The organism is Anaerorhabdus furcosa (assembly GCF_900167375.1).
GTDB lineage: Bacteria > Bacillota_I > Bacilli_A > Erysipelotrichales > Erysipelotrichaceae > Anaerorhabdus > Anaerorhabdus furcosa.
Genome location: NZ_FUWY01000006.1, coordinates 1 through 12,457 on the forward strand (window position 1 = coordinate 1; position 12,457 = coordinate 12,457).

Annotated in this window: 11 protein-coding genes; 7 read left to right on the forward strand and 4 right to left on the reverse strand. The window is 30.8% G+C overall.

Annotated elements, in window-relative coordinates:
- A partial coding sequence (locus B5D14_RS09205) for an HTH domain-containing protein (protein ID WP_342585678.1) occupies nt 1-221 on the reverse strand: 221 nt, incomplete at its 3' end.
- A gap of 322 nt (nt 222-543) precedes the next feature.
- Here B5D14_RS09205 and B5D14_RS09210 point away from each other — a divergent pair.
- Nucleotides 544-1,083 (forward strand): AAA family ATPase, encoded by a 540-nt coding sequence (locus B5D14_RS09210; RefSeq protein WP_078712340.1) that lies wholly within the window; start codon nt 544-546, stop codon nt 1,081-1,083.
- Between the two features lie 19 nt (nt 1,084-1,102).
- Here B5D14_RS09210 and B5D14_RS09215 read toward each other — a convergent pair whose 3' ends face one another.
- Complete coding sequence (locus tag B5D14_RS09215; protein WP_078712341.1) at nt 1,103-2,905, reverse strand: ABC transporter ATP-binding protein; 1,803 nt, start codon at nt 2,903-2,905, stop codon at nt 1,103-1,105.
- Nucleotides 2,902-4,635, reverse strand: coding sequence for an ABC transporter ATP-binding protein (locus tag B5D14_RS09220; protein ID WP_078712342.1), 1,734 nt, complete (start codon nt 4,633-4,635; stop codon nt 2,902-2,904). Before B5D14_RS09220 ends, B5D14_RS09215 begins: the two co-directional genes overlap by 4 nt.
- Before the next feature lie 100 nt (nt 4,636-4,735).
- On the opposite strand from B5D14_RS09220, the gene B5D14_RS09225 reads away from it, so the two are divergent.
- Nucleotides 4,736-5,536: a helix-turn-helix domain-containing protein gene (locus tag B5D14_RS09225; RefSeq protein ID WP_078712343.1), complete on the forward strand. Its 801-nt coding sequence runs from the start codon at nt 4,736-4,738 to the stop codon at nt 5,534-5,536.
- 35 nt (nt 5,537-5,571) lie between these two features.
- On the opposite strand, the gene B5D14_RS09230 is transcribed toward B5D14_RS09225, so the two are convergent.
- Nucleotides 5,572-5,757, reverse strand: a complete 186-nt coding sequence (locus B5D14_RS09230; protein WP_078712344.1) for a hypothetical protein — start codon at nt 5,755-5,757, stop codon at nt 5,572-5,574.
- Nucleotides 5,758-5,858: 101 nt separating this feature from the next.
- Between B5D14_RS09230 and B5D14_RS09235 the strand changes: the two genes are divergently transcribed.
- From B5D14_RS09235 to B5D14_RS09255, 5 genes are all read left to right on the forward strand, one after another.
- Nucleotides 5,859-6,152 carry a WXG100 family type VII secretion target gene (locus tag B5D14_RS09235; RefSeq protein WP_078712345.1) on the forward strand — a complete coding sequence of 98 codons (294 nt, stop codon included), beginning with the start codon at nt 5,859-5,861 and terminating at the stop codon, nt 6,150-6,152.
- Nucleotides 6,153-6,160: 8 nt separating this feature from the next.
- Entirely contained in the window at nt 6,161-6,454 is a 294-nt protein-coding gene (locus B5D14_RS09240; RefSeq protein ID WP_078712346.1) for a pore-forming ESAT-6 family protein, read from the forward strand.
- Nucleotides 6,455-6,524: 70 nt separating this feature from the next.
- The gene (locus B5D14_RS09245; protein WP_078712347.1) at nt 6,525-8,501 is read left to right on the forward strand and encodes an Ig-like domain-containing protein; all 1,977 of its coding nucleotides are present in this window, start codon (nt 6,525-6,527) and stop codon (nt 8,499-8,501) included.
- Nucleotides 8,482-12,231, forward strand: a complete 3,750-nt coding sequence (locus B5D14_RS09250; RefSeq protein WP_078712348.1) for an FtsK/SpoIIIE domain-containing protein — start codon at nt 8,482-8,484, stop codon at nt 12,229-12,231. The genes B5D14_RS09245 and B5D14_RS09250 overlap by 20 nt, the downstream gene beginning before the upstream one ends.
- Nucleotides 12,224-12,457: a hypothetical protein gene (locus B5D14_RS09255; protein WP_159443774.1), complete on the forward strand. Its 234-nt coding sequence runs from the start codon at nt 12,224-12,226 to the stop codon at nt 12,455-12,457. The genes B5D14_RS09250 and B5D14_RS09255 overlap by 8 nt, the downstream gene beginning before the upstream one ends.

The window sequence follows — 12,457 nt, forward strand, 5'->3', positions numbered from 1 at the left end:
ATTCTAGTTGTCAATGAACCAACTCGCTTTGGTCCTAATATTTTGGGGCTAATTCCTAATTTGTTTAGTGCTTCTATTGGTGATGCTCCTGTATTGAGTAAACCTGTAAATTCATTCTTAAAATCATCTGTAAATCGTACATTTGCTTCACTGATTTTCTTTACATACTTGCTTTTTCTTAATTCTTCTATTTGTTCTTTACTAAAATAATTTCTTCCCATATTTTCTTTCCTCTTCTAAAGTATACTGAAACCCCGTAAGGTAGTCACTTTTTATCTAGTGTCTTCCTTACGGGGTATAGTTTAAAGGACTCTAATTAGAGTTCTTTTTCTTTTGGAACTAGTATTAATTTCAAGGGTTACTACTACCTGTTCATAGTGCAAGAGGTATTGATTATCTTGTGACATAAGCATTAAATTATTTTACTATTTTATTTAAGTCATATATTATAGGCTATTATTATTGCAAAGTAGAAATTCATAAAATCTAACGTACTTTCATTATTAAGGAGGAATTGTTATACTTACTTTAAGGAGGGTAATTATGGTTATTATTCATTTGTTTGGAGCTTCTGGCTCAGGAACAACAACACTTGGTAAATTCATTGCGAAGAAATTAAACTATTTTTTTATGGATACCGATGATTATTATTGGCTTCCAACAAAAATTCCATATACTGATGCACGTAAAGTTGAAGAGCGCCTCAATTTAATGAAATTGGATATGAATGAAAAGCAAGGAATAGTATTATCTGGTTCACTTTGTGGTTGGGGTGATTCACTTATACCTAAATTCTCCTTAGCTGTCTATTTAAATACAAGAACTGAGATTAGGATAGAGAGATTGATTCAAAGAGAAAGAATTAGTTTTGGTTCTAGGATTGACGAAGATGGTGATATGCATGAAAATCACAAAAATTTTATTGAATGGGCAAGATGCTATGATACTGCTGGTATAAATTGTCGGGGAAAACTTTTGCATGATATATGGATTGAAAAATTGGAATGTCCATGTTTATTTTTAAATGGTGAAAATAGTTTAGAGAATAATGCTAATCAAATAATAGAAATGCTAAAAAACTGATGAATACTCATCAGTTTTTCTAACCTTCAAATTGACTTTGATAAAGTGATGCATAGAAACCATTAAGATTTAGTAATTGTGAATGATTACCACGTTCGACAATATCGCCATCTCTTACAACTAAGATACAATCAGCATTTTGAATGGTGGATAATCGATGTGAAATAACAAAACTTGTTTTACCTTTCATCAAGCGAGTCATAGCTTTTTGTATTTCTACTTCAGTTCTTGTATCAACACTTGATGTCGCTTCATCAAGAATAAGGATAGAAGGGTTTGTCAGCATAGCGCGTGCAATGGTTAATAATTGCATTTGTCCTTGAGAGATAATCATTGCTTCACTAGATAACTTTGTATCATATCCTTGAGGGAGTGTTCTTATAAAATGATCACAACATGCATCTTTAGATACTTGAATGATTTCATCCATTGTTGCATCTTGTTTACCATAAGCTATGTTTTCTTTGATTGTGCCATCAAATAACCATGAATCTTGTAATACCATTCCAATATTACGTCGCATAGCTTGCTTTGGTAAAGTAGAGATATCATGACCATCTATGAATATCGTTCCACTATTTAATTCATAGAATCGCATTAATAAATTAACAAGTGTTGTTTTACCACCACCTGTTGGTCCAACAATAGCAATCATTTCATTTGGTTTGACTTCAAGATTTAAGTCGTTCATTAAAATCTTATTTTTTGTATAACCAAATTGTACATGTTCAAATAATACATGACCTTGTTGAATATGCACATTTGAGTTATTTTCTATCAAGTTTTCTTCTTTCTCATCAAGAAAAGAGAAGACACGTTCTGCACCAGCGATGGCTGCTTGAAGGGAAGTAATAACATAAGAAGATTCTGTAACTGGCTCAGCAATTTGATTAATATAGAGTAAGAATGCTTGAACAGTTCCCAGTGTTAAAGTTCCATTTAATGCGAGTAGTGAGCCGGCAATTGCAGATGCAATGAATCCCAATTGTCCAAGGAATCGCATGATAGGATAGATTGTATAATCTGCAAATTGTGATTTTCGTTGTGCTAAGAATTGTCTGTGGTTGTATTTTTCTAAATCTTCAAGTGTTTTTGTTTGAATATTGAATGTCTTTATAATACGATTACCAGCATAAACTTCTTCGACTTTGCTTGTAAGTGCGCCCATTGCTTTCATATTCTCTGTGTAAGCTTTTTGAGCTAACACAGATACATAGCCTGTTGCAAATAAACTAATTGCAAGAGATACAATGACTAGAATAAACAATTGAGGACTTAGTCTAAACATAACAATCATTGAAAATAAGATAGTAAATGCAGAAGAAATTAATTGCATTAGACCAACTTGTAGAACAGATGAAACTTTCTCTAAGTCATTTGTTACTCGACTCATGATATCACCTGCTTGATGATTATCGAAATAACTTAGTGGTAACTTCTTAAGTTTGTTACTAACAGAGCAGCGAAGTTCAAGCGTAATTTCTTCGCCAACACTAGCTACGATATATTGCTGGAAATAGGCTAGTAGACAACTAGAACCAAAGGTAAGTGACATAAATAAAATAGGGGTACTTAATGCAGAAATTAAAGTTTGAAGTATTCCAATTTGTGGATCATAAGTTTTAATTGCCTCCACTAGATTATCAATACCAAGCCCCATTGCTAGAGGTAAAGCAGCAAAGGTTAAGGAACTTAGAATTGTTGAGAGTATAATCAATATGAGTTTCTTTTTTTGTTTTAAAATTATTTTAAAGAAGCGAAATACTGTTTTCTTGAAATTTTGAGGAATATCTTCGTTAATGAAGTCTTTTTCTTTTTTCATGATGTCACCTCCTTTAGTTGACTTTGACTTGCTACGATGGATTGATAAAGTTCACATGTAGATAAGAGTTCTGAGTGAGTGCCTTTGGCAACAATGGCACCTTCATCAAGAACTAAAATTTGATCGGCATCCATAATACTACTAACTCTTTGCGCAATGATTAATTTTGTTTTGTGTTTTGCTTTTTCATGAAGAGCTTTTCTTAAGGCTTTGTCTGTTTTGACATCGAGTGCTGAGAAGCAATCATCGAACAGTAAAATGGATGAGTTTTTAGTTAATGCTCGTGCAATTGATAATCGTTGTCTTTGTCCACCGGAAAAATTTGTTCCTCCTTGTGCGACAAAAGAATTAAGTTGATCATTTAAATTCAAAACAAAATCTTTGGCTTGAGAAATTTCAAGAGCTTGCCACAAATCATCATCACTAGCATGGGGATGACCAAGGCGAAGATTTTCTTGGATAGTTCCACTAAACAAAAATGCTTTTTGTGGAACATAACCAAATTCATTTCTTAAATCATTTTGCAAGCAATCACGGATATCAATACCATGGACCTTAATTGAACCAGATTGTTGTTGGTGAATACGTAATAAAAGATCAACCAGTGTGCTTTTTCCAGCACCTGTACTTCCAATAATTGCTGTAGTTTCACCATTCTTCATTGCAAAACTAATGTGATTTAATACAGGTTGCTCTGCACCATCATAAGCGAATGTAACATCATTGAATTCAATTGCATTAGTAGCTGATGAATTAAATGTTTGATTTATCGAAGTACTTAGTATACTTGGTTTAGTATCTAATACTGTTTCTAATCTTTTAAGACATGCCTTGGCTTTGGGAAGTGTAGTTAAGGTTGAAACTGCCATAATACAATAACCAATAGAGAGAATAGCATATTCAGTAACAGCTGATATTTGTCCTATTTGCATTGAACCTTGTAAGGTAAATGCACCTCCTAGTGCTAAGGCAACAACCATAATCAACCCCATAATAGTCCAAACTGCTGGAAAGAAAATAGCAAATAAACGATTGAGTTGAATCATATTTGAAGCATAAGAGGTAAATGCACCATTGCTTCTTTTTTCTTCGTAATCTTCACATCCAAATGCTCTAATAACACGTACTCCAGTAATGGATTCACGAACAACTTTGTTGATAGTATCCAGTTTTGTTTGAATTTGTGAAGATAAACGATTTGATCGTTTAATAACAAAGATTGATAATATGAAAAGTAAGAAAATAAAGAAGAATTGGATAATAGCTAGGGGAATGTTAATGGATGCAGTCATACAAATTGATACAATTAGAATAATTGGTGCAGGGAATACAAGTTGTAGTAACATACCTAACATTTGTTGAATGTTGGTTATATCGGATGTGGAACGAGTAATGAGTGATGAAATCCCAATTTCATCAAATTGTTGAATTGAAAGTTCCTGTGTTTTCTTAAAGAGTAGTGTTCTCATTTTTTTGCCAAATAAAGCAGCTAAATGACTTGTAACCCAGCTTCCAATTGTAGATATAAGTGTTGTCACCAATGCAAAGATAAACATCCAGATTCCTATGTTAATAACCACATTAAAATCATTTTTTAAGATTCCCTGATCAATCATTGTTGCAACTAATTTAGGTACAAATAGTGTTCCAATCACTTGTCCTAGTAGTAAGAGTAAAGCAACAAACACCTTCATTTTATTTATTGCTAAGAATTGTTTAAAATATTTCATAAAGATTCCTTTCTAGATTCATTGAAATTCATGCGACAAATGATACAATAAACTATGAAGTCACTTCAATGTCAAGCGATTATGAAAAGGAAATTATACAATGACTAAAAATAGCTATACAATTTCAGAGTTTTCTAAATTAACGGGTATTAATACAGATAACTTAAGATTCTATGATAGAGAAGGTTTATTGGTGCCAGAGAGAAGAGAAGAGAACGGTTATCGCAGTTATTCAAGAAAGCAATTAAGTACTGCTTATTTAATCACAACATTAAGAAGTTTAGATGTTGGTTTGGAAGAGATAAGAGAATATGCTACATCGAGAAATCCAGAAGTCATGAATAAATTATTCAAAAAGCATGATCAAAGAATTAGTCAAGAAATAGCACGATTAAAAGAAACAAGAGATATTATGAAACTTTATATATCACTAGCCAATGAAGCTGAAATTGAAGATGATTATGTGTGCAAGGTGCAATATCATGGACAAGAGAATTATTTTAAGTGTGAAGATGTTTTACAAGAATTGAGTAATGAAGAAGCTGAAATACAAGCATTTGCCTATGCTTGGGAGCATAAAGTAAATTTAGTGTGTCCTTTAGGAATCATCGTTGATACAGAGATATATAATACTTCTCAAAAATTTAGAGTCAAAAATTATTATTTTAAATCCACAAAAATTAAGAATGCTTTCAAACCTGAAGGATATTATGCAGTTTTTATTGGTAAATATGATCCATGGGTTACGATGCAAGGTATTCAATTCTTATTTGATTATATTGAAAAAGAGAAGCTAACCATGACAGGTGAAGTTTATGTTGAATATGTTTTGGATCATGTAGCAGAGCAAAATACGGAAGACTATTGTGTTAAAATTGAAGTGCAAATTAAAGAAAAGTAAAAAAGAGCTCATTTGCTTAGAAATGAGTTCTTTTTTTATGAAATGTATTTTGTAATAACTCCGTAAATAATTGGAGATAATAGGAAGAGAATAGAAATAATCATACCAATAAGACCAACGCGTTTTTGCATATCTTTATTTGCAAGTTTATAGTTACCACGATAAGCATTATAAAAAAGAATAAGGGGGACACTTCCAACAATATCGATAAAAATATACATAGTAGATTCTCCTTTAATTTATCATAACATAATTATAAGGTTTAAAACGATATAGGAGTCTTAAATTTGTATCAGTATATATAAGTGAGGAAGGTGATAAGATGAGAAAGATTTATGTAGATCCAGAAAGATTAGAGATAAGTTCAAGAAAGATTGATAGTGAAGCGCAACAATATGAAAAAAAATTCATACAATTATTTGATGAGGTAGAGAAAATGAAAAATGCTTGGCAGGGAAAAGATAACATTGCATTTACAAATCAAATAAGATCCTTTGAAAACGATTTTAGACAAATATATGTGATTACTCAACAGTATTCAGAATTCTTGAAATCATCAGCAAGAGCATATCGCGAAATGCAAAATGAATTAATGAATCAAGTAAATAGACTATAGGAGGGTTTATGGAAGAAATTAAAATATCATTGGCAGAAGTTACTGACTGTGCAAATCAGCTTAGAAATTTAGGAAATCAAATTTATGATCATTTACAAATAATCAAAAAAGAAATCTATGATTTGAATGGTTCATGGATTAGTGATTCAGGCGAAGCAATACGTGGTAGATTCAATGCATTCTCTAGTCGTTTTGAACAACAAAAAGATGTAATTTATGCATATGGTTCATTTTTAGATTTTACAGTATCAAGCTATGATTCTTTAGAAACAACCATTACCTCCAATGCATCCAGTTTCTAGAAGAATAAGTAGTCTTTTGGTATGTACACTCCTGTTTTTATTAACAGGGTGTACAAAACCAAAGGAAACGATGCAACTTAAAGAATGGCTTGAAATTATTGTAACTAATATGAATATACCAGAGGCTTCAAATACTAAACCTTATTTTCTACATATAAATGAAGAAAACCCATATTTTAATATTGTCCAAGCAAGTGTTGAGTGGAGAATACTAGATTCTAGTGTATCAATTAATTTAGAAGATACATTAACAAAGGAGTGGGCTGCCTACACTTTAGTTAACTTGATTCAACCTACTGAAGCAACCATTGCGATAAAAGATGCAAATAAAAGTATATTTCCAAAACAGATCGCAACATCGGTTCAACTAGGTATCTTTGAAGTAGACCAACGGAACTGCTTTAATCCTAAACAAAGCTTAAGCAGGGAGGATGCACTTGAAAAGTTTGAATTAGTTAAAGACTATGTAAATAACTACAAGGTAAGTGAACCACGAAATGAACTTGAATTTAGCGATGATTTGATTGATGTAGATGTACCACTTGAATTTAATGAGGATGATTTAAAGGCAGTCTTGAGTGATAAAGAAGTTGTAAAAGAAGGGGATGTTATACGTTGGTTTGATCATCAAGATCAATTCTACAAAGTGGTAGAAGTTCAAGAGAGTGAAAAAGGAATTGAAGTACAACTTGTACAACCAGAGTATCAGGATATTTTTGAGAAGTTTGAAATTGAAGATAGTTCTCATATCGATTTTTCAAATGCAGAAATAGAGATGTTAAATGAAAATATCAAAGAGGTAGGAACAACAAAAATTCAACAGCTCATATCAAAAGAAATTAAGATAAAAGATTTTGAAGGAAGTATTGATGCTGGAGTTAATGGAATTACATTGAAATTAAGAAAAGGTGATATTAAAACAGAGTCAAAAATCTATCAAGTAAAACCTACTGTACGTTGGAAAACTAGTAATCAAGGGATAGAGGATGCTTATTTTAAATTGAACTTTAATACAACTGAACTAATTAAACTTGAACCTACAATTAATAAAAACTATTATTCTGATTTTTCAAATTTAAAAGGAGATAACTTTGTACAATCACTTTTAGCATCCTTTAAGACAAGTGAAGATTTAAATGGTACCACAATCCCAATCTGTGAGATTAAGGTACCATTTCCTAATCTTCCTATCCTCCAATTAACAATGCAATTAAAATTTCATGTTTATGCCAGTGGAAAAATTGAGTTAGTATTAGTCAATGAACATCAGCTAGGTATTGAAATTAAAAATAACAAGATGAGAATAATTCAAGATAGTAAAAGAAATGCAGATTTCATTGTTAAGGCGTCCGCATCCTCCACGTTAGGTTTGACTACAGGTGTATCAGCAGGAAATCTAGCTTTAATGGATATTCAAATTAAAGCAGGAATAAGAGGATACATGGATACAATAGTTCATTTGTATGATTCAAAAGGAGAGAAGAGTGAACTAAAGGTAGACGTCCCATTAGATAAAGCAGATACAGTTTCTCTTAATCATGATGATGTAAAAGTTTGTGGAAATCTTAATTTACATTGGGTATTGGATGTTGGATTTAATACCTCAAAAACAATTGCATCGAAAATTGGTTTTTCAAAGACATTGAATGTGATAAATGAAAACAATGGTAAAATTATTCTTAATAAGAAAACACATATTGAAAATTGGCAATTTCTCGAGAAGTGTACACGAGGTAAGCGTAAGGTAAAAGAAACAAATCAGCCCATACAGTCAGATAAAATTATTTTAGAAAAAATTAATCTAGTAATTTATGTTGATGAATCAAAAAAGATTAATATTGTAGGATTACCTAATAATGTTGATGAGAGTGATTTAATTTATTCATCAAATCAAATTGATGTTGCAAAGGTTAATCAAGCAGGAGTGGTGACTGGAGTGAAGCGAGGAAGTGCAATCATTACAATTAAAAGTAGTGATGGTAATTACTTTACTCATTGCAATATCTTAGTGAGTGAAAAGAGAACGAATGATCTGCATAATACATGATGGTTTAAGAGAAAAAAGATATGCATTAAATAAAGGATTTCATTGTATTCAATTCTTTGAAACAAGCATTGAACTGGATATCAATGAAGCTAGAAAATTTAATCTAAATGATTTATCGATTACTATATTGAATGATAATCAATACAATTACTTTAAAAAATATGAACTACAAGATGAAATTTCAATTGGAAGTAGTGATGTAGCAAGTATACAAGTATTGAATTCGCACATTGAACGTATTCATTGTGTTATTAACCTTAAGAACAAAATAATTGAGAAACCAAGTTGTATTTTTATTAATGGACAAATGAAAAAGCACTTTAATACGAATGATTTATTGACTCTCAATGAATTGAAAATACTGATTACTGATGATTTTGTTATGGTTAATCAATGTGAATCGATTCGTGTTCATCTGGAGCAAATCAAAATCAAAAACTATTCTATTCAATCGATGAAGAATAAAAGAGGAATCTTTAGTCAAAAAAGACCTTATTCAATAAAACCGACATGTACTCTAGAACTTCAGTCTTTCAATGAGGTACATGCAATTGAGAAACTGCCATTGTTCTTCTCTTTATTTCCAATCTTAATGATGTCCTGTGCTTCGCTTCTTTCAGGATCAATTATGGCTTATCAAGGATATTTACAAGGAAGAGAGCTTATTGAAGTGCTACCTTCTTTAATTGTACCCCTAGTGATGATAATGAGTAGTTTCTTCATTCATCCTTTGCAAAGACTGTATGAAAATAAAAAATATAAAAAGAAAGTAACTGTACTCATTGCGGAAATAAACCGATATTATCAATCAATTGAAGAAGTTATTGAATTATTTAACTCGCAATTACTTGATTATGAGAGAGTAATATATCGAACTTCAAGGCAAATCATTGATGATTTTGAATGTGAAAATAAGTATGTTCAAAACATAGAGGGTGATGAAATAATTATTCCTCTAGGAAAAGGAACTATTTTAAGTGGTATTCAATTCAAGAATTTTCCCAAGGAAAATAATATTGCTTATAAACAATACATTGAGATTTACAATAAATACATGTTCTTGCACCATCATCTTGTAACAATCAATATTGTTGAATACCGAAATATATGTACGAATTCAATGCAGTGTTTTCTATGGATATGTTTTTATCTAACTACACAAGTTAGTTCAAACAATCTATCACTTATTTTTATTTGTGATATTGCGTGGTTATCAAAATATATACACTGTACATTATTTGAGCATTCAATATATCAAGATAAACATTATGTATATTCAAGTGTAAGTGAATTCAAGGAAAATGATTTTATTGAAGATCATCGCATCAAAATTGTATTGAACATCACAGGTGAAAGTTTTAGAAGTGAGAATACTTGTGTCCATTTGCTTCATTCAAATCTTGTTCCAACTTTTTCAGATTGTCAGATTTTACTGGATAATAATAAAGGAAAACTGAAAACAACACAAAATGAAATTAATTTTCTATTTGAAGATATTGAAACTGATTTTCAAAAATTATTTGAAAAAATTCATTTTTATCAATCAAAACAAGATAAAAAACAACCTTCTACTGGTATAAATCTAAATCAACTTGCACAGCTTAATCTAGTGAAAAATTGGGAAAACAACACGACAATTAATTCCTTAGCAGTAAACATTGGATTTGATACTGAGGGGAAACCAGTAGAGTTAGACCTTCATGAGAGTAAGGATGGCCCACATTTGTTAGTTGGGGCAACTACAGGTGCTGGAAAATCCGAAAGTATTATTACGCTATGTATCATGCTTATGTTGAAATATTCATATCAAGATTTTCAATTTGTAGTTGTTGACTTTAAAGGTGGTGGGTTAGCGAACTCTTTTTATTATAATGGAGTAGCGTGTCCACATTTTATTGGGTCGATATCTAATTTAGATTCACATGAGATTCTACGTTTCTTTAGTGCAATTAAAATAGAAAGTAGAAGAAGACAAGTGTTGTTTAATCAAATGGCAGTTTTATCTAATACATCATCTGTGGACATAAAAAAATATCAACTGCAATGTGATCAATTACAGTTGGAAAAGTTGAGTCATTTGTTTGTAATTATTGATGAATTTGCAGAGTTGAAAGTTGAGTATGAAGACTTTATAAAAGAATTGATTAGTTTAGCTCGTATTGGTCGAAGTTTAGGTATTCATCTAATTCTATCGACGCAGAAACCATCAAATGTTGTAGATGGGCAGATTTGGTCGAATTGTCGTACTCGAATTTCACTTCGCGTACAAGATAAACAAGATAGTCTAGAAATGATCGATTCAAATCTTGCGTTTTACTTAGATAAGCCAGGACAGTTTTATAAGTACACTGATAATATCTTAACGAAGGGAGAATTCTATTACCTAAATAGTTCTTTTGATAATGCAAATAGTATAGCTGTGTATGATTTATATCATCGCAAATTTAAATTGAATAAAAAGTCACAAGAAAGTATTCTTTCAAAAATATTAGAAAAATTGACTAGTCAGAGTTATAAGCCACAAATGTTGTGGAATCAACCATTAGAAAGAATTGAAAAAGAAGCGCTAAGATGGGTTAACCGTGGAATAGGAATAATAGATGATATCGAAACTAATTCTCAAATACCTTGTATTGTTGATTTAGTGCATACGTTATTTTATGTGAAAAATCAAAATGAATTGTTGAATTGGATATTAACTCTTTTATATGCTTATTTAAAAATGTATGAGCCGATTGAAATTTATATCCTGGATTATGAAAAAATATTTAGTGCTTTAGCAAATTCAACAAGTTTTATTCATTCGATTTCATCAGATGAATTACTGTTAAATCTATTAAAAGATTTAAGTTTTAAAAAGAATCAGGATAAAATAGATTTATTTATTGCACCAAGTAATCATTTTTTAATTGAGAAAATGAATCTATTTGAAATAGAGTTTTATCGTTTTTTAAATGATGGATTCAATAAGAATATTTTTCTTAATTTATTTACCTACACAGCTAATGCTATTCCTTATACTATAGCGGGTTATTTTCAAACAAAAATTGTATCTTCTTCATTTTCAAGACAAGATCTATCAATCATCTTTGAAGAGAAAGTGAGGTATGGTATTCATAAAGAAGACTTTTATTACATTCAAAAAGAGAAGATTAGCTACTTTAGGAAATTGAATGTCACTTTTGAAGACATCATAGAAAAGAAGCCAAAACTAAGCAAAAAGAAAATTATTTGTGAAATGCCAGAAATTGTTATAGGTAAAAAAGAGGGGAGGATAGGGATTAGTTATGAAACCTACCAATGGATTGATCTTCAGCAGTTTCCTTTTTGTTTTCTAGTTGCGAAGACAAGCTCGATATTGCTTCAATTCATTAGAAAATGTATTCCATCCTATCATCGTGTTTGGAATGAGGCGGAGCTATATGAGGCAAGAAAGAGTGTTGTTTTTGTAAAAGATTTAGATAAAGTTGATTCATTGACACTTAAAAAGAGTTTAAATCAGAGAAAGCATCCCCTTGTATTCTGTTTAGATGTACAATCCAGTTCGCAAACATGGATTAAAGAAATAATGGAGGATGAATACATTTTATGGGTAGGAGACGGTTTAAGTGAGCAATATATTATTGCGGTAAATAGGAAAATAAAATGTAATCGAAATCAAGGATACTATATGCATCATGAAAAAAGAGAGAAGGTACGATTGATTGATGAGTTGTTTAATTGTGATTGAAATTTTAGTATTAAATAAAAAGTGGTTAGTAAAGTGTGATTTGGATACTACTCTACAAGAGATACTTTCTTCCTTTTTCCAAGTAATTGGTGATGAAATTAAAGCAGATTCATATTACAGTGAACAGATGATTGTAGTGGATAAGTATTCCAATACAATTCTCCATCCATATATTCAATGCAGTCAATTAGGTTTATACAATGGAATACACTTAACTATCATTTAA

What these genes read in the sequence shown, in the direction of transcription:
- B5D14_RS09210 (WP_078712340.1), top strand. Translation starts at nt 544, where the DNA reads ATGGTTATTATTCATTTGTTTGGAGCTTCTGGCTCAGGAACAACAACA.
- B5D14_RS09215 (WP_078712341.1), bottom strand. Translation starts at nt 2,905, where the DNA reads ATGAAAAAAGAAAAAGACTTCATTAACGAAGATATTCCTCAAAATTTC.
- B5D14_RS09220 (WP_078712342.1), bottom strand. Translation starts at nt 4,635, where the DNA reads ATGAAATATTTTAAACAATTCTTAGCAATAAATAAAATGAAGGTGTTT.
- B5D14_RS09225 (WP_078712343.1), top strand. Translation starts at nt 4,736, where the DNA reads ATGACTAAAAATAGCTATACAATTTCAGAGTTTTCTAAATTAACGGGT.
- B5D14_RS09230 (WP_078712344.1), bottom strand. Translation starts at nt 5,757, where the DNA reads ATGTATATTTTTATCGATATTGTTGGAAGTGTCCCCCTTATTCTTTTT.
- B5D14_RS09235 (WP_078712345.1), top strand. Translation starts at nt 5,859, where the DNA reads ATGAGAAAGATTTATGTAGATCCAGAAAGATTAGAGATAAGTTCAAGA.
- B5D14_RS09240 (WP_078712346.1), top strand. Translation starts at nt 6,161, where the DNA reads ATGGAAGAAATTAAAATATCATTGGCAGAAGTTACTGACTGTGCAAAT.
- B5D14_RS09245 (WP_078712347.1), top strand. Translation starts at nt 6,525, where the DNA reads ATGCAACTTAAAGAATGGCTTGAAATTATTGTAACTAATATGAATATA.
- B5D14_RS09250 (WP_078712348.1), top strand. Translation starts at nt 8,482, where the DNA reads ATGATCTGCATAATACATGATGGTTTAAGAGAAAAAAGATATGCATTA.